Origin of the sequence: Shewanella sp. Actino-trap-3 (assembly GCF_002836275.1) — a bacterium.
In the GTDB taxonomy this organism is placed as follows: Bacteria; Pseudomonadota; Gammaproteobacteria; order Enterobacterales; family Shewanellaceae; genus Shewanella; species Shewanella psychromarinicola.
In genome coordinates this window covers 3,993,226-4,019,213 of record NZ_PJCE01000001.1, presented here as the reverse complement: position 1 = coordinate 4,019,213, position 25,988 = coordinate 3,993,226, and the positions used below count along the sequence as shown (strand labels likewise).

25 protein-coding genes are annotated in these 25,988 nt (G+C 42.1%); 18 read left to right on the top strand and 7 right to left on the bottom strand.

Going from position 1 to position 25,988, the window contains the following annotated elements:
* Positions 1-34: 34 nt before the first annotated feature.
* Positions 35-2,299 carry a putative bifunctional diguanylate cyclase/phosphodiesterase gene (locus CXF80_RS17495; RefSeq protein WP_101034198.1) on the bottom strand — a complete coding sequence of 755 codons (2,265 nt, stop codon included), beginning with the start codon at positions 2,297-2,299 and terminating at the stop codon, positions 35-37.
* A gap of 186 nt (positions 2,300-2,485) precedes the next feature.
* Between CXF80_RS17495 and thpR the strand changes: the two genes are divergently transcribed.
* Positions 2,486-3,034 carry an RNA 2',3'-cyclic phosphodiesterase gene (gene thpR, locus CXF80_RS17490; RefSeq protein WP_101034197.1) on the top strand — a complete coding sequence of 183 codons (549 nt, stop codon included), beginning with the start codon at positions 2,486-2,488 and terminating at the stop codon, positions 3,032-3,034.
* 56 nt (positions 3,035-3,090) lie between these two features.
* Here the strand turns inward: thpR and pepB are convergent, their stop codons facing one another.
* Positions 3,091-4,365: an aminopeptidase PepB gene (pepB, locus tag CXF80_RS17485; RefSeq protein ID WP_101034806.1), complete on the bottom strand. Its 1,275-nt coding sequence runs from the start codon at positions 4,363-4,365 to the stop codon at positions 3,091-3,093.
* Between the two features lie 144 nt (positions 4,366-4,509).
* On the opposite strand from pepB, the gene sfsA reads away from it, so the two are divergent.
* The 8 genes from sfsA (at position 4,510) to CXF80_RS17445 (ending at position 11,513) form a co-directional block, all read left to right on the top strand.
* Positions 4,510-5,214 (top strand): DNA/RNA nuclease SfsA, encoded by a 705-nt coding sequence (sfsA, locus tag CXF80_RS17480; protein WP_101034196.1) that lies wholly within the window; start codon positions 4,510-4,512, stop codon positions 5,212-5,214.
* Positions 5,215-5,329: 115 nt separating this feature from the next.
* Positions 5,330-5,773 (top strand): RNA polymerase-binding protein DksA, encoded by a 444-nt coding sequence (gene dksA, locus CXF80_RS17475; RefSeq protein WP_101034195.1) that lies wholly within the window; start codon positions 5,330-5,332, stop codon positions 5,771-5,773.
* A 120-nt stretch (positions 5,774-5,893) separates the two neighbouring features.
* Complete coding sequence (gluQRS, locus tag CXF80_RS17470) at positions 5,894-6,775, top strand: tRNA glutamyl-Q(34) synthetase GluQRS (RefSeq protein ID WP_101034194.1); 882 nt, start codon at positions 5,894-5,896, stop codon at positions 6,773-6,775.
* Positions 6,776-7,027: 252 nt separating this feature from the next.
* Positions 7,028-8,329, top strand: a complete 1,302-nt coding sequence (pcnB, locus tag CXF80_RS17465; RefSeq protein ID WP_164839545.1) for a polynucleotide adenylyltransferase PcnB — start codon at positions 7,028-7,030, stop codon at positions 8,327-8,329.
* Between the two features lie 5 nt (positions 8,330-8,334).
* Positions 8,335-8,826 carry a 2-amino-4-hydroxy-6-hydroxymethyldihydropteridine diphosphokinase gene (gene folK / locus CXF80_RS17460; protein WP_101034192.1) on the top strand — a complete coding sequence of 164 codons (492 nt, stop codon included), beginning with the start codon at positions 8,335-8,337 and terminating at the stop codon, positions 8,824-8,826.
* Positions 8,827-8,888: 62 nt separating this feature from the next.
* Complete coding sequence (panB, locus tag CXF80_RS17455; RefSeq protein ID WP_101034191.1) at positions 8,889-9,686, top strand: 3-methyl-2-oxobutanoate hydroxymethyltransferase; 798 nt, start codon at positions 8,889-8,891, stop codon at positions 9,684-9,686.
* Between the two features lie 48 nt (positions 9,687-9,734).
* A complete protein-coding gene (gene panC, locus CXF80_RS17450) occupies positions 9,735-10,589 on the top strand; it encodes a pantoate--beta-alanine ligase (RefSeq protein ID WP_101034190.1) in 855 nt (284 codons plus the stop codon).
* 405 nt (positions 10,590-10,994) lie between these two features.
* Positions 10,995-11,513: a hypothetical protein gene (locus CXF80_RS17445; protein ID WP_101034189.1), complete on the top strand. Its 519-nt coding sequence runs from the start codon at positions 10,995-10,997 to the stop codon at positions 11,511-11,513.
* Between the two features lie 47 nt (positions 11,514-11,560).
* Here the strand turns inward: CXF80_RS17445 and CXF80_RS17440 are convergent, their stop codons facing one another.
* Complete coding sequence (locus tag CXF80_RS17440) at positions 11,561-11,758, bottom strand: YheV family putative zinc ribbon protein (RefSeq protein ID WP_164839440.1); 198 nt, start codon at positions 11,756-11,758, stop codon at positions 11,561-11,563.
* Between the two features lie 160 nt (positions 11,759-11,918).
* Here CXF80_RS17440 and CXF80_RS17435 point away from each other — a divergent pair, with 160 nt between their 5' ends.
* Together CXF80_RS17435 and CXF80_RS17430 are read left to right on the top strand one after the other, a co-directional pair.
* The gene (locus CXF80_RS17435) at positions 11,919-13,829 is read left to right on the top strand and encodes an ABC transporter ATP-binding protein (RefSeq protein ID WP_101034187.1); all 1,911 of its coding nucleotides are present in this window, start codon (positions 11,919-11,921) and stop codon (positions 13,827-13,829) included.
* A gap of 70 nt (positions 13,830-13,899) precedes the next feature.
* Positions 13,900-14,430 carry a TIGR02444 family protein gene (locus CXF80_RS17430; protein WP_101034186.1) on the top strand — a complete coding sequence of 177 codons (531 nt, stop codon included), beginning with the start codon at positions 13,900-13,902 and terminating at the stop codon, positions 14,428-14,430.
* 667 nt (positions 14,431-15,097) lie between these two features.
* On the opposite strand, the gene CXF80_RS17425 is transcribed toward CXF80_RS17430, so the two are convergent.
* The 3 genes from CXF80_RS17425 to CXF80_RS17415 form a co-directional block, all read right to left on the bottom strand.
* Positions 15,098-16,459 carry a glycoside hydrolase family 5 protein gene (locus tag CXF80_RS17425; RefSeq protein WP_101034185.1) on the bottom strand — a complete coding sequence of 454 codons (1,362 nt, stop codon included), beginning with the start codon at positions 16,457-16,459 and terminating at the stop codon, positions 15,098-15,100.
* Positions 16,460-16,985: 526 nt separating this feature from the next.
* A complete protein-coding gene (locus tag CXF80_RS17420; protein WP_101034184.1) occupies positions 16,986-18,575 on the bottom strand; it encodes a GMC family oxidoreductase in 1,590 nt (529 codons plus the stop codon).
* 24 nt (positions 18,576-18,599) lie between these two features.
* On the bottom strand, positions 18,600-19,112 hold the full coding sequence (locus tag CXF80_RS17415) for a TAT leader-containing periplasmic protein (RefSeq protein WP_101034183.1): 513 nt from the start codon (positions 19,110-19,112) through the stop codon (positions 18,600-18,602).
* Positions 19,113-19,224: 112 nt separating this feature from the next.
* On the opposite strand from CXF80_RS17415, the gene CXF80_RS17410 reads away from it, so the two are divergent.
* The 3 genes from CXF80_RS17410 to CXF80_RS17400 all read left to right on the top strand — a co-directional run bounded on the left by CXF80_RS17410 (position 19,225) and on the right by CXF80_RS17400 (position 21,531).
* Positions 19,225-20,241 carry a hydrolase gene (locus tag CXF80_RS17410; RefSeq protein WP_101034182.1) on the top strand — a complete coding sequence of 339 codons (1,017 nt, stop codon included), beginning with the start codon at positions 19,225-19,227 and terminating at the stop codon, positions 20,239-20,241.
* A gap of 10 nt (positions 20,242-20,251) precedes the next feature.
* Positions 20,252-20,506: a YheU family protein gene (locus CXF80_RS17405; protein WP_101034181.1), complete on the top strand. Its 255-nt coding sequence runs from the start codon at positions 20,252-20,254 to the stop codon at positions 20,504-20,506.
* 128 nt (positions 20,507-20,634) lie between these two features.
* On the top strand, positions 20,635-21,531 hold the full coding sequence (locus tag CXF80_RS17400; protein WP_101034180.1) for a phosphoribulokinase: 897 nt from the start codon (positions 20,635-20,637) through the stop codon (positions 21,529-21,531).
* A gap of 239 nt (positions 21,532-21,770) precedes the next feature.
* On the opposite strand, the gene CXF80_RS17395 is transcribed toward CXF80_RS17400, so the two are convergent.
* On the bottom strand, positions 21,771-22,550 hold the full coding sequence (locus CXF80_RS17395) for a tetratricopeptide repeat protein (RefSeq protein ID WP_101034179.1): 780 nt from the start codon (positions 22,548-22,550) through the stop codon (positions 21,771-21,773).
* Between the two features lie 297 nt (positions 22,551-22,847).
* Between CXF80_RS17395 and crp the strand changes: the two genes are divergently transcribed.
* The 4 genes from crp (at position 22,848) to CXF80_RS17375 (ending at position 25,940) form a co-directional block, all read left to right on the top strand.
* The gene (gene crp / locus CXF80_RS17390; protein ID WP_101034178.1) at positions 22,848-23,483 is read left to right on the top strand and encodes a cAMP-activated global transcriptional regulator CRP; all 636 of its coding nucleotides are present in this window, start codon (positions 22,848-22,850) and stop codon (positions 23,481-23,483) included.
* Between the two features lie 120 nt (positions 23,484-23,603).
* The gene (locus tag CXF80_RS17385) at positions 23,604-23,954 is read left to right on the top strand and encodes a PepSY domain-containing protein (protein WP_232772146.1); all 351 of its coding nucleotides are present in this window, start codon (positions 23,604-23,606) and stop codon (positions 23,952-23,954) included.
* Positions 23,935-24,609 carry a response regulator transcription factor gene (locus CXF80_RS17380; RefSeq protein ID WP_101034176.1) on the top strand — a complete coding sequence of 225 codons (675 nt, stop codon included), beginning with the start codon at positions 23,935-23,937 and terminating at the stop codon, positions 24,607-24,609. Before CXF80_RS17385 ends, CXF80_RS17380 begins: the two co-directional genes overlap by 20 nt.
* Entirely contained in the window at positions 24,606-25,940 is a 1,335-nt protein-coding gene (locus CXF80_RS17375) for a sensor histidine kinase (protein ID WP_101034175.1), read from the top strand. The genes CXF80_RS17380 and CXF80_RS17375 overlap by 4 nt, the downstream gene beginning before the upstream one ends.
* Positions 25,941-25,988 lie beyond the last annotated feature (48 nt).

The following is a 25,988-nucleotide window of genomic DNA, read 5'->3' as shown; positions in this document are numbered from 1 at the left end:
ACGTCACTCAGCGGTTCACGGCAAACCACAACACTTATATTAACCAAGGAGTCCGTAAACCGTGTTGTAATTGGGCTAATCGAGTCGGTTTATTAATGGCGTAACCTTGAGCATAATCGACGCCAATATTTTTGAGGTATAGCCCTATTTCTGTGTTTTCAACAAATTCGGCAATAACTTCAAAATCCATATCTTTGCCAAGCTGACAAATAGCTGAAACGATCGCTTTGTCACTGCGGTTTTCGCATAAATTCACCACGAATTGGCCATCAATTTTAACATAATCCACATCAAGACATTTCAAATAAGCAAAGCTCGAAAAACCTGAACCAAAATCATCTAAGGCTATCTTGCAACCAAAAGGTCGTAATAAATCAATTAATCCGGTGGCTTGATCTAACTGGCTTACAGCTGCGGTTTCAGTAATTTCAAAACATAATTTACTGACCAGCTCAGGTTCAACCATTAAGCGCATTTCGAGCCAATTCATGAATTTTTTATCCGCCAGCGACATCGCCGACAAATTCACTGACACCATAGAAAGCTGCTCCCATGTGGCTAAATTATTTCCGCCCCAGTTCAATAAATTATCTATCACCCAACGGTCGACTCGAGGCGCTAGGTTATAACGCTCAGCAGCAGGCAAAAACACCCCTGGTGATATATATTGGCCATCGCTGCGAACCATCCGCAGCAAGATTTCCATGTGTATACCCGTCTCTGATTTAACTAACGGTTCAATTAATTGATAAAACAACTCAAACTGATCCAATGCTAGCGCGCCAGTAATATCAACAGATGCAAGCATTTGGTTATACATAATGTGCATTTGCGGATCGTCAGGATTATAAAAATGCCAACGGTTACGGCCTTCTTCTTTAGCTAATCGACAAGCGGCATCAGCCTTACTCATCACACCATATATATCTGGATCAACATAATTGACTTTGGCCATACCAATGCTGGCACTGATATTGTGTTTAACACCTTTCCAAATAAATTCATGATCAAACAATTGCTGACAAATCCGCTTGGCAACTTGTTGTGCTGATGACATATCTGAGTGGAGCATCAATAAGCCAAACTCATCACCGCCTAAACGTGCGACGATATCTCCTTTACGCAATAATTGTTTTAACCGCGTAGCCACTTGTTGCAATAACAAATCGCCCGCTTGATGGCCACTAAGATCATTCACCACCTGAAACTGATCGAGATCGAGAAAGGCAATACATGCCGGTGGATGATCTTCGTCGTTTAATAACTCTTCGAGCATATTTTCAAACTGTAGCCGATTAGGGAGTCCGGTCAGCACATCATGATTTGAATGGAACGATAATTCATCGGCAAGTCGATAGCGCTCGGTAACATCTTCAATCATTAACAATAACTGTTGCTGTTTATTAAGCGCATGGCAAAAGCTAAACTTATACCAGTGGATTTGAACGCCATTTCGCAGCGGCACTTCACACCAGGCTTGGCGTAAAATACCTTCTCGGACAATATGCAATGTATCTAGGAGCAGAGGATGATCATCTTTAAGTAACAAATCAAATAAACTCTGCCCTATGGTAATGGGCAAATTATGTTTACTCACATCATTTTGCAGTACCACATTATTGTGTAGATCAATCAGCGCACAGGCCATCGGCAATAATTGAAACAGTTCTTGATACTGTTTATCTTTATTATCAAGAACTACGGCTAAACGACGTAACTCAAGTGAAGAGGCCAATTCATATGCGGTATCATCGAGTAACTTTTGTACAAAGGCACAAGGATTTTCATGCTGACAAACATCATGATTAGCATCTGATACACACAAAGTCCCTAAAACAACTTTGACATTGCCAACGTGTAAAACGGGACTTAGAGCAAGGTGCTTACAATCAATATCCAGGGTCGTCAGTGTGTCTAGAAGCGGAATTAATATTGGGTTTTCGTCGGCTGCAGTAAAACATTGTTCAGGGGAACAGGTATAGACGATGGGTTGATGATTATAAAATAAGGAGCTGCACAGTGATCGATTATCTTGTAAATGTTGGCTAAACAGGGCCTCAGATGCAGGTGAAGCACCAAAATGACTGACACATTGTTGCTCTAACGTATCGATAATATCAGTATCAACCGCAAATAATTTATCGTATTGACTCGTCAGCACAAATGCTGCACTGCATTCTAGCCTTTCACAGACTAATTGTAGTGCCTGATTAAGCAGTGATAACACCGAAGTATTATTGCCTTCAATAGGTCCATTTGTAAAAACACTTTTCAATAGTTGCTGGGTACTATTGGCCATTCATCAACTCAGTCAAGGTTAGCAATTCAATTTGCTTGGGAATAAAAAAACATGCGCTATATTATCGTTAACATTAGCCTAAGTGTAGTTTAGTCACTCACAAATAACGATATATGTTTATATCATGCTGTATTGATAATCGATTCGGGTTAGGGTTACAACTTATTACTAATTAAGGATAACCGAATGCAAACCACCTCTTCGCGAAGATTGTTTGTCGGTTTTAGCTTAAAAAAATCACAAATAGAACAAATATCTACGCTACAGCATAGGGTTAAGCTATTTTTGAACAATGATGCGAAGACCATAAACAACACCAATTTACACATGACTCTTGGATTTTTAGGTCCGGTAGATCCTACCCGTTACGCCAGTGTCATCGATGCGATTGGGTTGATGCCTAAATCTATTTTTAATCAACAGCTTGATACCCTAGCTTTATGGCAATCAGCACAGTTAATCTGTTTAAAAGGACAAGCAAGCGAACCGCTATTAGCCATGGCACAATCGCTTACATCGATTGCCAAACACCACAACTTATTCATCAGCCAGCACCAATACACGCCACACATTAGCTTATTTCGTCATGTTAGCATGACGGATTTACCCATATTGGGATGCATGACAAACTTACAGTTAACGCCGACACATTTACATTTGTACCAATCCATAAATTGCTCGGAGCAAATTAACTATTCAGTCCTCAAAAGTTGGCCGTTACTGCACAAAAAATAAAAAACCGTCGCCACAATACGTGAACGACGGTTTTTATTACGTTTAAAACAAAATAACTAGTCTTTTAATAATTCAGCTATGGTCAATACACCATGGGTGGTCGCGCCTGCTGCCCATAATGCAGAGGCAGATGATTCAAATGCGGCAGCTAAGTCTACGTGTAACCAGTTAGCTTGTGGTGACACAAAGCGCCATAAAAAACCGGCCGCATTTGATGCCCCACCCGCGCCACCACCTTTGACTGGTCTGCTATTGGCGGTATCAGCATAGGCTGATGGACACATATCTTTATGCCATTCATCTAACGGCAATGGCCATACATTTTCTGATACTGCTGCCGCGCGCTGCTGTGCTAATTGTAATGTTGCCGTTTGTGGTGAAAAAATCGCATTATAATTTGAACCCACGGCCATCACTGCTGCACCGGTTAAGGTTGCCGCATCGATAATTAAGCCTGCACCCGTTTCTGATGCTGCTTGTAAACCATCAGCCAAGACTAAGCGCCCTTCTGCATCGGTATTGACGATTTCAACCGTGGTGCCATTCTTATAAGTTAAGATATCACCTAATTTAAAGGCACGACCACTGATTAAGTTTTCCGCACAGCATAGAAATAGCTTTACGCGTTTATTCAAACCCGCCTTCATCGCTAATCCCAATGCCGCAGTGACGGTGGCGGCGCCACCCATGTCACATTTCATCGCTAACATACCTTCTGATGACTTAAGGCTATAACCACCTGAGTCAAAAGTAATACCTTTGCCTACTAGGGCAACCGATACCGGGGCATCGGCTCCCAATGGATTAAAATCGAGTTCTAATAATGCAGGAGGACGTTCACTACCACGACCCACAGCATGAATACCGACCCATTTTTTCGCTAATAATTCTTGGCCTTCAACAATACTGAAGCTGACATGATCGCCACCAATATGTTTTAACCAAGCAGCTGCTTGTGTTGCTAAACCGACTGGCGATAAATCTTCAGGTGTATCATTAATCAACTTACGGGCAAACAGGGCCGCTTCAGCACGTTGTTTCAACGTTGCTTTATCTGCATCACTGCCACACCAGTTCACTTCGTATCCCGCTTTAGCCGTCGCAAAACCTTGCGCAAATGCCCACTGTGAATGTAAATTCCACAAGTCACCGTCTAATTGCACATAATTAATACCTTGATTACGCACTTTCCTTGCTGCCATTTGCACTTGGCGCAGTTCATCGTTGCCAGATAAATGGATCGCCGCTTGAGCGCCTTGGAAGGTCACATCAGCCTTACCCCAATGAGCAGCAGGGGCTTGGGTGGTGAGAGTAACTGTCATAATGTCCATAATAATCCCTTGTTGTAAGTCTAATAACACCAATACTCGCGCTTAACCACGAGTTAATGGCAGTAGTGTAGACAAAACATAATCGATAAACCACGCTAAAGTTTGTTAGCATTGTTGTAAATCAACTCATTAAATGAGTAATCGATGAAATTTACCCCCGAATTAGAATCAGGTGTATTAATTAAACGTTATAAACGTTTTCTCGCCGATATCATGCTACCAAATGGCCAAGCGATCACGATTTATTGCCCTAATACGGGGTCAATGAAAAATTGTTTATTTCCAAGTGAAAAGGTGTGGTTTTCCACCTCAGACAATCCAAAACGTAAATATGCCCACACCTGGGAAATTATGCAGACAGATCAGCAACAGCTGATTGGTATTAATACCAATCGTGCCAATGCGTTAGCAGAAGAAGCAATCCATAAGCAAGTTATCACTGAACTGCAAGGTTATGACAAATTAAAACGTGAAGTAAAATATGGTAATGAAAATAGCCGTATTGATATTTTGCTCACTAGCCAAAACCGACCTGAGTGCTATATTGAAGTGAAGAGTTGTACTTTGCTAGAAGGCCAAGAGGGTTATTTCCCTGATGCCGTGACCACGCGAGGACAAAAGCATCTGCGGGAGCTGAGCCACATGGTGGCATTAGGACATCGTGCGATATTATTGTTTGTGGTACAACACAGTGGCATAACAAGTGTTAGACCCGCACGACATATTGACCCTCAGTACGCAGACTTACTTCAACAAGCAGTATCAAATGGCGTTGAAGTGCTAGCATATAAGACACAATGTTCATCTCAGGGAAGCCTTATCACCACCCCTTGTAAAGTGATGGTGTAGATAAAAAAACTCAAATACTGAGTAAAAAATTTGCCTAGCCATAGAGTTTCTGCTATAGATAGCGGCGATAAATTTTAGACGCCCTTAAAACGCAAATGATTACAGGAGATGCGTTATGCCTGAAGGCACGAAAAAACTTGGCGTACTCGCTATCGCCGGAGTAGATCCTTACCAGGAATCCGCTGGTGAAGAGTATATGAATATCAAGCAACGTGGTCACTTTACATTGATCCTCGATGCATGGCGTAACCAATTGCGTGAAGAAGTCGACCGTACGTTAACTCACATGCAAGATGAAGCTGCAAACTTTCCTGATCCTGTAGATCGTGCAGCACAAGAAGAAGAATTCAGCTTAGAATTACGAGCTCGTGACAGAGAACGTAAACTGATCAAAAAGATTGAGAAAACTTTACGGTTAATCAAAGAAGACGATTTTGGCTTCTGTTACTCATGTGGTGTCGAAATAGGTATCCGCCGTCTCGAAGCTCGCCCAACAGCCGATCAATGTATCGACTGTAAAACACTTGCAGAAATAAGAGAAAAACAAATGGCGGGTTAACCCGTTACCAATAGGGCGAGATTATCTCGCCCTATTTGCTTTGTAATTTAGTCACATCACATGTAAGTGACGGTAATGACAGTGCGATATTAATGAATAAAAAATACTCCACAAAATAACATGAGTATCACTTCCTACGTTGGACGTTTTGCACCATCACCTTCAGGTCCACTGCATTTCGGTTCACTCACGGCTGCATTAGGCAGTTATCTTCGCGCCCACAGTCTGCAAGGCCAATGGCTGGTCCGCATAGAAGATATCGATCCCCCACGAGAAGTCCAAGGTGCAAGCGATAATATCCTCCGCACACTTGATGCCTACGGTTTGCATTGGCATGGCACTGCACTATTTCAACATCAACGTCATCAGGCTTATCAAGATAAAATAGACCAACTCATTGCCAGCGATGATGCTTATTATTGCCAATGCACACGTAAGATGATCCAAGCCAATGGTGGTGTATACGATGGCCATTGTGGCCGACTGCAGCCTAAGTTGACACAAGGTGCGATCCGGATTAGAAATTACGCTAAAATCGATCGCTTTATTGACCAGCTTCAAGGCCATGTACTGGTCGATAACACCTTCGCCGAAGAAGATTTTATGATTAAACGCAGCGATGGTTTATTTGCATACCAGCTCGCCGTTGTGCTCGACGATGCTTATCAAGGTATCACTGAAGTCGTCAGAGGTTGTGATTTACTTGAAGCCAGTTGCAGGCAAATAAGTTTATTTACTCAATTAAATGCTACCCCACCTGATTGGCTTCATTTACCGCTAGTCTGTGCACAAAAAGGCGTTAAATTATCAAAGCAGAATCACGCGCCCGCCATCGATATTATTCGCCCACAAGCCAGTATTAATGCTGCTCTTGCCTTTTTAGGCCAACAAATGGTTGATGTAGATTCGGTAGAGGTCATGCTTAAACAGGCAATAGAACAATTTGACCTAAGTACCATTCCAGCACAAAAAGAAATTGTCTTAACGACAACAAACAACTAAGTATCGTCATCGTTCGGCGTACATGATTGCATTAAGATTGCATTAAGCCCATTTTAGCCCCGCGACATGTGTACTCATTTGGTCACATTTAATGTATTATACCCGCCAGATTTTTAATCAAATTATTCTAGCATTTCGAGGTGTATTATTTTTCGCCGTATTAGCCAATTCTGTAAACAGCTATTTGAAGACAACAAAGTAGCTCCAGTACTTGAAGACCCCATTCAAGAAGATGGCTTACGTCTGGATATCATCTCCAGAGATGGCCATTCGATTTCACGTCGCCAAATTAGTGAGAACGCACTCAAAGTGCTCTATCGTCTTAATAGGTCAGGCTATAAAGCTTATTTAGTCGGTGGGGGTGTGCGTGATATTTTATTAGGCCTTCAACCGAAAGATTACGACGTTGTGACTAACGCCACGCCAGACGACATTAAAAAACTATTCCGTAACTGCCGTTTAGTTGGTCGTCGCTTTAGACTGGCACATATCGTTTTTGGGCGTGACGTCATTGAAGTGGCCACTTTCCGCGGCCACCACAGTGAAACAAACGACAACGTATCGAAATCAAATGCTGAAGGGCGTTTACTGCGTGACAATGTCTACGGCGAAATTGATGAAGATGCTGAACGTCGTGACTTCACTATTAACGCGCTGTACTACGACATCAGCGACTATTCTATTCGCAGCTATGGCGGTGGAATAGACGATCTCAAGGCTCGGACGATTAAGCTTATTGGCGACCCCGATACCCGTTATCGCGAAGACCCTGTCCGCATGCTGCGCGCCGTTCGTTTTGCCACTAAACTTGATATGCAAATCGACGCTGTTACCGCTGCCCCGATTAAAGCACTCGCACCATTATTAAAAGATATCCCTGCAGCACGCATGTATGAAGAAGTGTTAAAACTGTTTTTTGCCGGCAAAGCTGAAGCCAATTATAACATGATGCAACGCTTTGGTTTATTCGCACCCTTGTTTGCACAGGTCAGCGCACTCATTGAAGAGTCGCCTAAAGGACATGCCGCCAAAATGCTGCAAGCCGTTATGCGTAATACCGATATCCGTGTTAATGAGGATAAAACGGTTACCCCAGCATTTTTCTTTGCTGCCATATTGTGGTATCCGGTAAAATACCGAGCCGATGATATTGCCATTGAAAGCGGTTTAACCCACTACGATGCACATGTTGCCGCTATGGGCGATGTGCTTGAACAACAATGCCTAACGATTAGCTTACCACGACGCTTTAGTACCCCTGCCCGCGACATTTGGCAGCTGCAACTGCGCTTAGAACGGAGTCAAGGCACGCGGGCATTTAAACTGCTAGAACATCCTAAATTTAGAGCCGCTTACGATTTGCTACTACTGCGTGGTGAAGCTGAAGCCGGCAATACCGCCAAGATAGCTCAGTGGTGGACAACGTTTGTAGAAGCGGATGAAACTGACCGTAGCGACATAGCTAAAAGTGTCAAAAGCAGTAATAGTCGCAACAGAAATGCACCACAGCGTAAGCGTCGTCGCAAACCAGCAGCCAAGCCTGCAGAAGAATAACCACCATGGCGGTTCAAGTTTATGTCGCCTTAGGCGCTAATTTAGCAGAGCCAATACAACAACTTAATGTTGCAGTAACGGCGCTAAAAGCATTGGCGGTAAACGACACGCTCATGGTCTCAGCTTATTATCGTTCCAAGCCTATGGGTGATGTTGTTCAGCCAGATTATGTCAATGCTGTCGCTGGGTTTCATACCACCCTATTGCCGATTGAATTACTTGATGCCTTGCAAGATATCGAGCAACACCAAGGGCGTGTTCGGCTTAAGCGCTGGGGACCTCGCACCCTAGATTTAGATTTGTTACTGTATGGTAATCAACACATAAGCAAACCTCGACTCTGTGTGCCTCATTACGGCATGAAGCAACGCAGTTTTGTGTTAGTACCATTGGCAGACATCGCGCCATCGCTAACATTGCCCTGTAATACAAGCCTTGAAAGTCTTATTAGTGTGAAAATGCGTGATGAATTGCAAAAACTTATCGATTTAAGTTGATCTTAACGGCCAGAACATTAAGCTCGGCTTTTAGTATTTCAATATTGTTTTAAGAGTCTATTATGTCAAAAGTCACCAGCTCGACCCTAATCAAGTTCAAACAAGAAGGTAAAAAGTTCACCGCATTAACGGCCTATGACGCCAGTTTTGCCGGCGCCTTTGACAGCGAAGGTGTGGATGTACTTTTAGTAGGTGATTCACTTGGTATGGTGCTTCAAGGCCATAATGATACCTTACCGGTAACGATTGCCGATATTGCTTACCATACAGCTTGTGTCAAACGAGGCGTTTCGCGTGCATTGCTCATCGCGGACATGCCGTTTATGAGTTATAGCACCCCAGAACAAACCATGACTAACGCTACAACGCTAATGCAGGCGGGTGCCAGTATGGTTAAATTAGAAGGCGGACATTGGCTACTTGAAAGCGTAAAAATGTTAACCGAACGTGGCATTCCAGTATGTGCTCACCTAGGATTAACCCCGCAGTCGGTGCACGTGTTTGGCGGATTTAAAGTGCAAGGTCGCGATGTTGATAGTGCTCAACGTATTCTAGATGAAGCCAAAGCAATACAAGCTGCAGGCGCGCAGTTATTAGTGGTTGAATGTATTCCCGCGTCGCTGGCTAAAGCCATTACTGAAGCGCTAACCATTCCCGTTATCGGTATTGGCGCAGGTGCAGACACTGATGGCCAAATTCTTGTTATGCATGATGTGTTAGGCATTTCCAGTGGCTATATTCCTCGTTTTTCAAAAAACTACCTTAAACAAACAGGTGAAATTCGTACCGCTATTAAAGCGTATATTGATGAAGTAGCAAACGGCACTTTTCCAGCTGAAGAGCACACATTTAATTCATAATGCGCATTAAATAACGGCATTGTTTTTCCATTAAGGTTTGAACAGAAAATGATTACCACCTCCGCTATTTCAACCATTCGTGAACACGTTAATGCTTGGCGCCGCAAGGGCGAAACGGTTGCTTTTGTGCCAACAATGGGCAATTTGCATCGAGGTCACATCGCCTTAGTAGATGAAGCCAAAAAGCGTGCAGACCATGTGGTGGTATCTATTTTTGTTAATCCTATGCAGTTTAGTGCCAACGAAGATTTAGACAATTATCCTCGCACACTCGCACAAGACAGCGAGCAACTGATGGTTGCCGGAACAGAAATACTCTTCACTCCAACACCTGAGATCATGTATCCCAAAGGGTTAGCACAACAAACATTTGTTGAAGTACCCGACATTGGCGATCAATTATGTGGTGCAAGCCGCCCAGGGCATTTTCGTGGCGTGGCAACCATAGTCACCAAACTGTTCAATATTGTGCAACCTGACATTGCCTTGTTCGGCCGTAAAGATTTTCAACAATTGATGATCATCAAAACCATGGTTGAAGATTTATCGATGCCAATTGACGTGATTGGTGTCGAGACTATCCGAGAAAAATCGGGTCTAGCCATGAGTTCTCGTAACGGCTATTTAACCGCCGATGAAAAATACTTAGCAGCAAGGTTAAAACAAGTATTAGATAATATTATTCACGCTATTCAACACGGTGAAGCAGCACAACAAGCTATCACGAAAGCTGAACGAGTCTTGATTAGTGCTGGTTTTACGCCCGATTATCTCCAAGTGAGAAATGCAAACACCTTACACCAAGCGACAGCAGCAGACACTAAGCTAATTGTTATTGCGGCCGCGTATCTCGGTAAAACGCGCTTAATTGACAACGTGCTATTTTCTCGTCATTCGAATTAGCCACTACCTAGAAAATTATTCAGTTTCAGCTTAAGCCCATAAAATAAAAAATAAATATTATTTTTTATTGAAATTTCTGTTGTCAAAAAACTGGTTTTATCGATAATATTGAATCAATACCATTATTTTTTCGACGCCATTGTTGCTATATTGTTATTTAAGCATGATGGCTGTGTATCAACTTTCCGCTAACGAGTAAGGGTTATGTCTTAGTTACGTAGCTAAAAAACATGCTAATCTGCTTAAGTCAATAAGTTCACCAAACCACGAGCTAATTAAGTAAGCTCGTTAGTAGAAAGCTAAACACTGTGGTCAGCTGTTAGGCTCAATACATAACCGAAACAGTCTACCGTAAACCACTAATATCAAAATCGTAATAGTGATGACAAAAGGATGTGTGGCCGCATGGCAAAAAAACTGTTATTCATCGTACTCGCCATGAGCGCTTTTACTGCTCAAGCCAATACTATCTACAAGTGCATGAAGGATGAAAAAGTCATTTTCAGCCAAACAGTTTGCCCGCAAGAATATAGCCAGCATAAAATTGAATATCAATTAGGTATTACCACCGAAATCGACTCTGACAAGCGCGAGTTGAAAGACGATCCATTAAAAGCATTGCTTAATAAACAAACGATTTCTAAAGAAAAATTACTCCAATTACTTGATGGCGAAATTTATCGACTTAAACAAGAAAATAGCTATTTTGAAATATTACGTGCGAGCGAAATCCAAAAACTGGATCGTAAACGTTATTGGCAGACCAAACCTAAAGACGATCCAAGTTACGGCCTAGAACTACAAAGCATCTCTGAACGTTTCAATGATCTCACTAAAAACAACATCAATGTTATCCGTGTATTAAATCAGCATAAGATGAAGGTCTCTGCTGAAACACCCCCTGATGAATATATGAGTAATTAACCTCAACTCAATGCCAATGTTGAGGTTATTCCCCTAAGCAGACTGTTCTAGTCTGGTTTAAACACCCCGATCATACTGCCGCTAGCCTTTTGAGGTGCTTTTACATCAGTTTGTTGCTCACGGTAATCACACTCTGTGCATTCAATGGTTTCAATGCCATTTTCTTTAAACAATAGAATACTGTCTTTGGCGCTGCATTTAGGACATTTAGCCCCTGCAACAAAACGCTTTTTAATTTTAGTCATGATTTACTCGACTTAGTGTTTACACAATGAGGTTTATACCCGCTTTATACGCCTATTTTGCCATGATTAGCCCACATGAGTCCCGTGATTGTGGGAAATAAATCCTATATGCGATATTATCTGCACCATTATTCTATTCTTAAGAATCAAGTTGTAATTAATGATCAAGATAAGCCAAGCACAGTTAATTCGCGGCAGTAAAATCTTACTCGATGAAACCTCACTGACGATTAACCCCGGACACAAGGTTGGCCTTGTCGGCGCCAATGGTACAGGTAAATCAACATTGCTTGCCTTAATTTTGGGTCATTTACAGCTGGATAAAGGTGAGTTCAGTTTCCCCGCAGGCTGGCAGGTTGCCTCTGTTGCTCAGGAAACACCCGCATTAAATGTGTCGGCACTAGAGTATGTACTTGACGGCGACACCGAATACCGTCAACTAGAAGCCCAATTAGAGCAAGCTGAACATGATAATAACGGCAATGCAATAGCGCTTATCCATGGCAAAATTGATGCTATTGGCGGTTATGCTATTAAAGCTCGAGCCGGCTCACTATTAGCCGGTTTAGGCTTTAAAGATACAGATCAGAGTCACCCGGTCAAAAGTTTCTCTGGTGGCTGGCGTATGCGCCTCAACTTAGCCCAAGCACTGTTATGCCGTTCTGACTTATTGTTACTCGATGAGCCAACCAACCACTTAGACTTAGATACCATGTATTGGTTAGAAGGTTGGATAAAAACGTATCAAGGAACGTTAATTTTGATCAGTCACGATCGTGACTTCATCGATGGCATTATCGGTGAAATTGTTCATATCGAAAATCAAAAATTAAATTATTACAAAGGCAATTACTCATCTTTTGAACGCGTGCGCGCAGAACGCATGGCACAACAACAAGTGGCCTTCGAGCGTCAACAAAAAGAACGCTCACATATGCAGTCATTTGTTGATCGTTTTCGCTATAAAGCCAGTAAAGCTAAACAAGCACAAAGTCGCTTAAAAGCACTCGAACGTATGGCAGAGTTATTGCCATCGCAAGTAGACAATCCATTTCAAATGGCCTTTAGAACACCAGAAGCATTGCCAAATCCATTAGTGGTGATGGAAAATGTCTCTATTGGTTATGAAGATAAAACCATCCTTGAACAGGTTGAGTTAAACCTTGTTCCAGGCGCTCGTATCGGTTTATTGGGGAGAAACGGTGCAGGTAAATCGACGCTAATTAAACTGTTATCTGGCCAATTAAAAGCTAAAACCGGTAAATATCAACCTAATCCAGGATTGAATATTGGTTATTTTGCTCAGCATCAAGTTGAATTTTTAAGCCTTGATGATACCCCAATGCAACACTTGATTAGGCTAGCGCCATCCAATGCGCGCGAACAAGAATTACGGAGCTTTTTAGGCGGATTTGGCTTTAATGGTGATATGGCTTTATCGCCAGTACGGCCGTTTTCTGGCGGCGAAAAAGCGCGTCTGGTATTAGCATTAGTCGTTTGGCAACGGCCTAATCTATTATTACTCGATGAACCCACCAACCATTTAGATTTAGAGATGCGCCATGCGCTAACCATGGCATTACAAACCTTTGAAGGTGCAATGGTAATTGTGTCACATGACCGTCACCTATTGCGATTAAGTTGTAGTGACTATTACTTAGTGGATCAAGGTGTTGTAACACCTTTTGACGGTGACTTGGATGATTACCATCAATGGTTACTCGATGCGGCTAAATTGGCCCAAGCCAGCAACAAAACGGATGCTGCCATTAGCAGTGATTCGGTGGATAAAAAGCAGCAAAAAAGGATGGACGCTGAATTACGTCAACGAGTATCGCCACTGAAAAAGCAACAAATAAAATTAGAAACCCAACAGCAGAAAATCAACAAAAGATTAGCCGAACTAGAAATTGAATTAGCCGATGGCGACTTATACGAAGCTGAGAACAAAGCTAAAATGACCAAGGTTCTCAACGAGCGTACTACGCTGACTCAAACCATGGATGAAAGTGAAATGGATTGGTTAGAGATTCAAGAACAGATTGAGCTTATCGAACAAGATTTTCAATAAGCGATTAATTTCAATATTTATTGGCATTTGTGCTGTTAATTAACCGCACAAATGCAGCAAGGGATTCTGTATGTCGCAACCTTTTCATCGCCAAACATTTAGTCATACAATTTGGCGTCATTGCGAGCAAAGCTATTCAATTAACCCTCAGTTTTACATACACCTACAAGACAGTTACCACGTAAACGTTAATATTCTATTATTAGCGCAATACCTTGATCAACAGCATTATGTTTTGACGCAGCAACAGTGGGAAATATTAACCCTTGTGGTTGATCAATGGGAAACCAGTGTCTTACAACCTTATCGACGCTTACGTCGGATCGCTAAAGCGCATTTAGACAACGACGAATATCAAAAAATGCTCGATGTTGAGTTGGTGATGGAACGTAAATCTCAATACATGTTATTGCACAAATTGAATTTACTGCAAGGACAACCACCAAGCACTGATACTACAGATAGTACAGATAGTACAGATAGTACAGATAGTACAGACAATACTGAACCAGGAAATATACAACACTATCTAAGTTTATTTGGCTTAGATGAAAGCATTATGGCTGGGTTAACCACGCAAACAGGTCTTATTAACTCGTAATACATCATCACCTCGTTTGAGCTAGTTGTACGCAAACCAATGGGTTAACAATAAGATTCACCCATAACAGCATTGTTTAGACAATAAAGATTGTCTAACATGCTAATTAGGCTGGCTGTTGTGACAATAAGAAGAGTCATAGTCCCACTCAATATATAGCATGTTCAACACTTGGGATAAGGACGCGGCTTCGCGCGGCCTATCTTTATTGACTTCGCGACCACTTACGACCACTTAGAATGTTAGCTTTTATTGCATAAAATTAAGATTTAGACATTATGTCTTTTTCGAGTCGGTCATTGATTTTAATTCACCTTCAATAGGTATTTAACTTTTCTTTTGACGCGGTAGATTTGATATTAACGCTTACATTCTGACCTACTAGATAATCAGCTCGATTTTTTTGAGAAGTTCTAACCGCTTCTTCGTCTTCTTTATTTATAACGCTAACGTGATATTCAAACGATCCCCCTTGTCCTAGTCCTGGGCCATCGCCTAATGGCGTATATGTAGATGGAAAGCTAAACCATCCATTTTCAAATTCGTAACATGGATGGTTTCAATAATCATTACCATGGTCTTTGATTTTTCCAGCAACAATCTTGGTGGCATGATTAATGGTATTGAGTAATACCATCAGGTAATACTCAATACATACATTTACACATTATTGCACTGGGATCAGAGCTTCGATTAGCTTTGGTCGCCATTGGCCTTTATTAGCATCGTATGCGCCAAATCCTGATGCGTATTCCCAATATGCCCAGCTCATATTACGTTTTTCAGCCTCGCGCGCAATAAAAGCGGTCCAGGCTTTTTGCTGATCGGGATCAACGCTACGCGAATAAACGCCGAATTCACCTATAAATATTTCAAAACCGCGATTAGCTTGCGCATTCCAACGAGTGACTCTATCAAACATAGCGATTAAGGGGGCCTGATCGCTTTGTGTGCCTAACCAGCGAGTGCCAATCCAATCGTCTGCTCCATTAACCCATTTAGCCCCTTGATGAGTAAAATGAAAGGGCTTGTAATAGTGAATGGTAATTATGGTATTACGCGCATTTACCGAGGATGGTAGTCTCAATTTCGCTAAGTCATCGGGCTGACTCCAATTGGCCGAACCAATCATTACGGTCCGCTGCGTTGTACCATTATTTTGCTGTGCTGCCATATCGCCCCAAATTACCGTCAATAATCGTGCAATGATATTATTCCAATCACTGTGATCTATGCTGCTATTAGGCTCGTTCAATAATTCAAAGATAAGATTATCATGGCCATATTCAGAGAGAGGAAATTGCTCACTCATTTGTTGCCAAATACCCTGTAAACGAAGAATGTGTCCCGCTTGCTGACTTTCTGGATCATGCATCATCTTTGTATAGTGATGCACATTTAAGATAACTTTTAGATGCGCATTGTTGGCCCAGCCAACCACTTCTTTAACGCGGGCCATAAATCTAGCATTAATGGCATAGGGGAATGTTAAATCGGCGTGAGCGGACCAGCGAACCGGGATGCGCACGGTTTTAAAACCGGCAGCGGCAATCCTTTGTAAATCATCTTCAATCAGCACGCGACCACCAGACCACTCGCCCTCGACAGGAGCCTCTAGGTAATTGCCAAGGTTGATTCCTCGGCCGAGTTGCGTCTGTTCCAGGCCACCTTGCTCATTCCATGCGTAAAGGTCGCTGTAATAGCTGTCTAATAGCACCACGGGATTATCTGTTGCGTTAGCAATAGCGTTGGGACTTCCACAGCCGAGTAAGTTATAAATGACTGTGGCGAATAGTAAAGGCGTTACACTCTTGCGTATTAACAAGCGTGCACAAGCATGGATATCAATAGCAAAGATAGTCGCTAGTTTAACGATCCGCGAATCAACCCACTCTCGTCGATGCTCAACGTGTTCATCAGTCACATCATCAAGGCCACACGAGAACGCTTTACGAACAACACATGAGCAGCAATGATAATTAGGTGTCTCTTCTAAGCTCACGATTGTTTGTCTTGGTCTAGCCATCATTCATTACCTGCAAAATAAAGGTAATTAAAGACTAGACCAGTGGTTGAGTATTCGCCAACGATCTTGGCTAGCCATAATAGGGTCACCTTTGGGCAGTATAAAGCGAGCACGATCTTTTCGGGTGATCCACAATAAAAGCACTTAATTATGTTATTCGCAACAATATCAAGCAAAATCGAAGCAGCATAAATATCGGAGTAACGCGGCCGTCGATGACATGGCCAAGTTTACCGGGAAGGACTTGCCAAGTGTCACCGAAGTGCTTGCACTATAGGCCGCTCTTTCACATCCATGTGATCGCGACATTCGCGACATCCTGTAGGTAACCGGCTTAAAGCAATTGATAAAATTGAATTGACGATCTAAAAAACCTTAAAATATGAAATTGTTAAGGTATTACTCGAACTGAAGTCCAAATATTAATAACCGTTGGAATAAAAGTGAGTTATCTCGACTCTAATATCGACAAACTACTACAATATCAAAGTAATATACCGCCAAATAGCGGTATACAACATAAATTCAGCTAGCTAGTTTGAGTCAGTTTTTGGGCTAATGCCGTCGCATTTCGAGCCACAAGCCCATAAATAGACAACTGAGGGTTAGCGCCTAAACTGGTTGGAAATACCGAACCGTCCATCACCGATAAATTTTCAAGATAGTGTGAATAACCAAAACCATCGACCATTGCAAGGGCTTTATCTTCACCCATTGCACAACCGCCCATCACATGGGCCGATGCGACTATGGTTTTTAATAAACCTAAATCGACATTATTGATAACCTGCTTTGCTTCACTCCACGAATTGAGAAATGACAAACCATCATGCATCGGTAACACCTTTTTGGCACCTGCAGCAAATTGTAACTCAGCCATCGACAAAAATGCCCGACGAGCACCATCCCAAAATCCTTGGTTTAAAGGATAATCTAATGCAAAACTGGTATCCGTTAACCTCACCTGTCCACCAGGACATTGCTGATTGAAACCATCACGAATAAGCGCAATGGTGACCTGCATTTGATTAAAATTAGCCATTAACTGTGCATGGCTAACACCATAACCAATGGTTTTAGACGCGATCAATACTGGGTGCACAGGCGCAACTTCCAGTTTATAACCAACGTCACCCACGGCGCCATCACGCCAAACAAATTCATCGGAATAGATAGATTGCGGTGCACCACTGTGACCATTAATTTGTTCCGCAAAAATCCCTCCCGATAACAATGAAGGATGTAAGAAAGTTTTGCCTAACTGTTTATGGGGATCGGGCGTATTAGAGCGCATTAAAATAGTCGGAGTATGAATAGCCCCCGCACTTAAAATATAATGTTTCGCACTAAAGGTGATTTGCACTGACGTTGGCTTTAGGCCTTCTGTTAACGCTTGTGCCGTTAAACCTACAACTTGATCGCCTTTATGCTCAAGCTTAATCACCCTAGCGCGTGAAATTAGCGTAGCGCCTTTATCCAGCGCCGCGGGAATAGTAGTGACCAACATCGATTGTTTCGCGTTGACAGGGCAACCCATGCCACAGTAGCCCGTATTCCAGCAACCTTTGACATTACGTTTGATCACCGTGTAATCCCAGCCCAGTTTTTCACAGCCTTCAAGTAATGCACCATTGTTACGATTGGGCTCATACTGCCATTGCTCAATATTAAGTCGCTGTTCCATCATTTCAAACCAAGGGAGTAAGTCTTGCGAAGATAGTCCTTTAACCGACTTCTCTTGTTCCCAATAAGCTAATGTTTGCTCAGGTGTTCTTATTGATGTGGTCCAATTCACTGTGGTCGACCCGCCCACCGTACGACCTTGAAATATACCAATGCCTTTATCGGCAGTTTTCATTGCGGCCGCTTGTTGGTACAAATTGGGGTAGGCGTGACGTTCTTCCATATCAAAGTGAGTCGATGACTTAAGCGCTCCGCCTTCAATCATGATCACTTTTAAACCCGCTTCCGTTAAGATTTCTGCCGCCGTACCGCCACCAGCACCAGTACCAACAATAACAACATCGGCTTCAAAATGGCGATCGACCTCTAAGCGACTGGCATCGATATGATGCCAACCGTCGTTTAATCCAGTAATAATCGGATCAATAATAGCCAAGGGGATGCTCCTTACACGAGAGAGTTATTGTAGGTTATTAACTAAAAAAGTAGGTTTTTCATAACGTAAGTTGCCCCAATGTTCTGGACAGGCGTAATAACTGGCCATAATCAATTCACGTAAACCGCCGTAAGCAGTTTTTAACATATCCAAATAATTGTAACGCCAAAACTCAAGCATTTCGACCAATTGCTGGGGGTCACGCATTAAAAGCGGTGTCATACTGCCACTGAGTAACAACAAGCCCAAACGTCCTTCAAGCAATTCCAATAACTCCATCAACTCTTGTTGTTGGTCTGGCGCTAAATGGGTAATTGATTGTGAAATTGCATCCAAAGTCCGATTCATCGCGATTTCTCGATGGCTGGGTACCTCGGGTAATGCGCCATCTAAAAAAACTGGGATCAACACACTGAACAATACTCGGTGATGGATATCATCCGAAGAAGTAGTGATATTTGGCAAATATAAATTAACGCCTAGAGCCAATGCTGCAGTTCCAGCAAACGCTCCAGTGAGAAAGGTACGCCGCTTCATTTACTTCCCCTTGAGTTTATTGTTGTCTCTATTTTTTATGTGGTAGAGTGGCATGAGTAACATTTAAACACATGTTTAAATTTTAACAAACTATTATAGAAATATTCCCTTTATGAAAACGTTATTCACACCGCCTTGGTGGGCTGCTAGCCCGCATGTTCAAACGATTCTACCATTGCTTTTTAAAGTAGCCAGACCTGCAACCTTTAGGCAACGACAAGAATTACCCGATGGCGATTTTATCGATTTAGATTGGCTTGGCCAAGCCCAAAATGGCGAGCCTATATTAGTGATTATTCATGGTCTTGAAGGTAATACAGAATCACATTATGCACGCAGAATGCTCATCGAAGCAAAAAAAGCCAAACTGTCTGCATTGGTTCACCATCATCGGGGCTGTTCAGGTGAGCCTAATCGCTTAGCCCGCAGCTATCATAGTGGTGATGTTAACGACTTAGCCTACACTCTTGAGCAACTAAAACACTATTATCCAGACTCGCCACTGTATGCTGTCGGCTACAGCCTGGGCGGTAATGTATTAGCCAAATACCAAGGTAGCAAACAACAACATAGCTTACTGGAACGTGCTGTGGTTGTGTCGGCCCCTCTCACGTTAAGTGCCTGTGCAAAACGCCTAGAAAGTGGCTTTTCAACCCTTTATCAGCGTTTTTTGATTAAACGCTTACAAGATAAAATGCTCGACAAAATTAACTCTGCAGATTTGACCGAGCAAATGCCGATCACTAAAAAGCAGCTCAAAATGCTGAATACCTTTTATTTGTTTGACGATAAAGTCACCGCACCATTACACGGTTTCACTGACGTCAATGATTACTATCAGCAATCCAGCGGCCTTGCTTATTTACAACATATCACTAAGCCCACATTAGTGATCCACGCTAAAGATGACCCCTTTATGACCGATGAAGTGATCCCAAACCAAGACCAATTGTCGCCGATGGTTGAATACGAGTTGCATGAGTTTGGTGGGCATGTGGGATTTGTTGAAGGTGGATGGCCTTGGAAACCACGTTTTTATCTCGAGCATCGTATCATCGAGTTTATTCTATCTGCAGGTGACACAATAACCGAGCACGATGTCCCCTCTTCCCCGCTAAGTCATTTATAGGAAATACGCCATGCTTGTGCCTTATGAAGCCCTACTGACACTACCTCAAGAAATACTTCAACGTATGATAAAAGAATATCTGTTTTCGCAACTTGAAGATGGCAGCTTTAGTGATGCTAGCGAGCAGCAATTAATAAGTGCGATGGAACAATGTAAACTAGCGCTTAAAAAAGGCGAATTAGTTGTCGAGTTTAGTGAAGACGACGAGTCTATCGCCATCAGACAACGCGAACATATTTCACGGTCATCTACCCATGAATCGTGATAACTAAATGATAGAACTACGACAAATTGATCATATGCCACCGGTGAATAATTGACCCAAAGGTGATAATTACCGTATAACTAGTGACTTGATTTTCATTCGTCCACAACTTTACGTAGGCAAATAACATGTCAGCAAAACACCCTATTATTGCTGTAACCGGTTCATCTGGTGCTGGCACAACCACAACAACTACCGCTTTTATTCATATTTTTAGACAGCTAGGCATCAATGCTGCATTTGTTGAGGGTGACAGTTTTCATAATTTTACCCGTGCAGAAATGGAAGTGTTAATTCGAAAATCCCAAGCTGAAAATCGTAATCTAAGTTATTTTGGCCCCGAAGCAAACAACTTTAAAAAACTCGAAGAATGCTTTACCAGTTACGGTAACACCGGTAATGGCCAAACACGCAGTTACTTGCATACATTTGACGAAGCGGTTCCGTTCAACCAAATGCCTGGCACATTCACCCAATGGCGTGAGTTACCAGAAAATACCGATATGCTGTATTACGAAGGACTGCATGGTGGTGTGGTGACTGAAGATGCCGATGTGGCTAAACATATTGATCTATTGATTGGTATGGTGCCCATTGTCAATTTAGAGTGGATCCAGAAGATTATCCGTGACACAAATGATAGGGGCCATAGCCGTGAAAAAGTGATGGGCTCGATTGTCCGCAGCATGGATGATTACATCAAACATATGACCCCGCAATTTTCGCGAACCCACATTAATTTTCAACGAGTGCCAACGGTTGATACCTCTAACCCTTTTAGCGCCAAAGACATTCCGAGTCTCGACGAAAGCTTTCTGGTGATCCGTTTCCGTGGCATAAATAATGTTGATTTTCCTTATTATCTTAATATGATCCAAGGCTCATTTATGTCCCGCATTAATACTTTAGTCGTCCCCGGTGGCAAAATGTCATTGGCCATGGAGCTTATTTTGACACCATTGGTTAAAGACTTAATGGATAAACGCATAGAGTTACAAAATCTAAATGATATCAAGCCCGATTAAGCTTGATTTAAGTCATGGTGGCTAGAATAGTGACATCGTGATTTCAAGCGAAATAGCGGCAGTTGATGTGCTTAAAGTGCTAATCCCCCTTTTTGTTCTGTTAGTGCATTAAGCACATTAACGAAACCAAACAACGTCGCGGCTCAAGCACCCACATCAACTATTATCCCTTCAGATAAACAAGTGAATACACTGATTGGTTGATAATAGTAAATGACTCACATTGCTCACTCTGAGCATTACATAAGCGGGATAATTTCTCGATAAGCTTGATTATTTTGGTACTGTTTCAAGCGCAAAATAAACTCATCGCTGCGCGCAATCTCCGGGTAATCCTTCAAGGCATCAATGGCTTTTTTCTGCGTATCAATCGCTGCAGTAAAATCACCGAGTTCTGCATATGCAGCAGCAAGGTTATCCAATACCGTCGGATCATTCTGATCATGCTCAAGTAATTTTAACGACATCGACACCGCACGCGAGCCATCTCGATATTCAGCTTCAGGGCACGTTGCTAATATCCAAGCAATATTGCCCATTGATACAGCATCACCCGCAACACTAAACTGCTCCATTGCTTTACCGCAATTACGCACCACGCCATCGCCACCAGCAGAATAAATAAACCCTAAACGAAAATGAGCCCATTTATCTCCTTGCTCAACCATTTGCAGATACCATTTTTCAGCAAGCGCTAAATCACGCGGAAATAATTTACCTTCAAAGGCTAAATCCGCTAATGTTTGTTGTGCTTTTATGTGTTGCTGCAGAGCAGCAAGATTAATCCAGTTCAAACCTTGTTGAGTATCTTGAGTAGCAAATCGTCCTGAAAGGTTCATTAAGCCCAATAAAAATTGTGCATCAGCATTGCCCTGTTTAGCTTTAATCTGAATATGAACCAGTTTAGTCGCCGCCTGAGACTGAATGGAGGGCGGGATCACAAACGCTTTTACAGACAAACTTAACCCACTTAATAAAACGACACAGATAACAACCCCGATTTGACTCAGTTTTTTCACGCATACCTCGACAACTATTAATGATGCTGATTAAATAACATTAGCTAAGACATAGTTCTAATACAATAGATAAATGCCATTGGCTGTAACCCAATCGTAGTGATGATGAAGACTAATTCACAAAAAAAGTGGACAGTCATCACAAACGAGATAAATTTAATCTAAAATTTAACAAGTTAATATACACTACCCACACTTCTAAATACGATCTCTATCAAAGTTTTCACCGTTTCAATAGCGTAGAATGCTTAATTAGACATTACTTACTTTCATTTTTAATCAATCGAGGAATATCATATGGCTCTGATTGGTAAGCCAAAACCTGACCCAACATTAGAATGGTTTCTTTCACATTGTCACATTCATAAGTACCCAGCAAAGAGTACTTTAATTCACGCAGGTGAAGAGTCTGACACTTTATATTACATCGTCAAAGGTTCGGTCGCAGTATTGATCAAAGATGACGAAGGTAAAGAAATGATCCTGTCTTATCTTAATCAAGGCGACTTTATCGGTGAGCTTGGGTTGTTTGAAGAACAATCTGAACGTACTGCTTGGGTTCGTGCTAAGCAAGCATGTGAAATTGCAGAAATTTCTTATAAGAAGTTTAAGCAACTCATTCAGGTTAATCCTGAAATTCTCATGAAGCTTTCTGCGCAAATGGCATATCGTTTACACAGCACTAGTCAAAAAGTGGGCGACTTAGCCTTCCTTGATGTTGCTGGCCGTATTGCACAAACGTTATTACATCTTGCTAAGCAACCTGATGCAATGACACATCCTGACGGCATGCAGATTAAGATCACCCGCCAAGAGATTGGTCAAATTGTCGGTTGTTCACGCGAAACCGTTGGTCGAATTTTAAAAATGCTTGAAGAACAAAATTTGATTCAAGCACACGGTAAAACAATCGTGGTTTATGGCACTCGCTAAAAACGACGACTAAGGCTAAATGTTTAAGCCTTAATCATTTAGGCTTCAGCTTGATTTAAGCCAAGATACTTAAAGTGGTGTTCATACTCTGAACGCCACTTTTTTTATTTTGGAGCGACCATGAATAGCTTGTTCTCCACAGTAATGAGCAGCTTAATGGCCATCACCATTAACCAACAAGATATTCCCGCAAAAGAACTCCCTCTGGATCACGACAATGTCCAAAAATTGGTTTCTTCTGGTAATATACGTTCATTAGATGATTACTTAGCCTGGGTATCGCAGTATTGTGATGGCCACTTAATCGACGCGCAGCTTTATCAACACCAAGATAAATTGCGCTATAATCTACAATTTAAGCTAAAACAAGGGCATGTTGTTAATCTGCAGTTAGATGCAGCTAATGGCATGCAAGATTCATTGACTCAATTACCGAGCGAATGTACTAAACATGAAACTGTTACTCGTTGAAGATAACCCATTACTCGTTGCCGAGCTTGAAAAACAACTCAAGCAAGCAGGTTATATTACCGATGTCACAGACAAAGCTATTGAAGCCGATTATTTGATGAAAGAAACCAATTATGACTGTGTCATTTTAGACATAGGCTTACCTGATGGAAATGGTTTGTCATTAGTGACTCAATGGCGTGAACGTGGCATCAATACCCCCGTAATTATGTTGACAGCGCGCAGTCAGTGGCACGAAAAGGTTGAAGGTTTTAATGCGGGTGCTGATGATTACTTAGGTAAGCCCTTTCATACCCAAGAACTGCTCGCTCGCATTCAAGCGTTAATTCATCGCGCTCATGGGCGGATAAACTCATCATCCAAACAATTATGTTATGCCGGCGTCAACCTCGACGAAAACGAACAAAAAGTTACTGTCGATGATCAAGAATATGAACTGACGTCTATGGAGTTTAGATTACTCAAAATCTTCTTGATGTCGCCAAAAAAACTTCTTTCTAAGCAGCAGCTTACAGACAAGCTTTATCAGTTTGATGATGAAAAAGAAAGTAACGTCGTTGAAGTTTACGTGACACATTTACGTAAAAAACTGGGTAAAACAGCTATCGAAACCCGCCGTGGCCAGGGTTATATTTTTCATGGCATTATTGAATGATCTCAATTCGTTTTAAATTAAGTCTATGGCTCAGTGGATTAATCATCATTGCCACCCTCATAGGCTTATTTTTGTTTGAGTCGATGCTGCGAGATGCGTTTCATGACTCAATTATTAACCGCCTAGAAGAAGATTTAGAACATATTATTATCGCCACTCAACTCAATGAAGATGAGTTAGTTATCGACCAAAGCCAATTATCCAGTTTCTATCGACCCGCCTATTCAGGACGTTACTTCCAATTAAATTTGCCCGACCGAACTATTCGCTCTCGGTCCTTGTGGGATGCAGAGTTACACATTGAACCCTTACAAGCGCAACAAAAACGCGTTTGGCAGGCTAAAGGGCCCAAAAATAATGATATGCAGCTCTTATCTATCGGCATAGGCGCGCCAAACAGCCCCAACACCGCAACACTGACTGTCGCCCAAGACCTCAGTATCGGCCGTAGTGTCTTCAGTGAAGTGTTTGGCGCTAAATTAGCAATCAATATTGGCATGTTACTCGCGATGATCGCCGGTATTTTTATTATTTTACGCCAGTCTTTTAAGCCGGTGAATCAAATCCAAGGTGCTCTGGCTAAGCTGCGCGAAGGTGAGATTGCCTCGCTATCCATTTCACAAATTCCAGCGGAGATCCGCCCACTCGCCGAAACCTATAATGAATTATTAGACTACACGGCCAAACAGATTGAACGTAGTCGCAATAACTTAGGCAATTTAAGTCACGGCTTAAAAACCCCACTCGCGGTGATGCAGCAACAAGTTGAAGCTCTCGGACTCAGCCATCCCGATGCCGCAATGGCAATGCAGCAGCAATTGGATTTAGTCCATAAAATGATTGAACGTAAATTGGCTGCGGCACGCATAACAGGGGACATGTTACCCGCGGCACAATTAGCCATTCCAAAAGATTTCGATAGCTTAATCCAAACGCTACACAGAGTGCATCACCAACAATATATACAATGCACCATAGTCAATCCGCAGCAGATAAGTCGTATTCCAATTCATCGCGAAGATGGCATGGAATTATTTGGCAACTTGCTCGACAATGCTTTTAAATGGGCCAACACCCAAGTTAACATCAGTATTGGCTACACAGATTCAGAGGCAATATTACTGCAAGTAGAAGATGATGGTATTGGCGTAGAACCAGCCCAAATGGCCTCACTAACCACCAGAGGATCTCGATTAGATGAAGCCACCGTGGGTCATGGATTAGGCTTATCTATCGTTAAAGAGATTTGTGACCAATACGGTTTTGTATTGCAATTTAGTCGCAGTGAAACGTTAAAAGGCCTGAGCGTCAGTATTTTGATTAATCAATAACAATACCCATAAAAAAACCTAATTGATGACTCAATTAGGTTCTTTGTC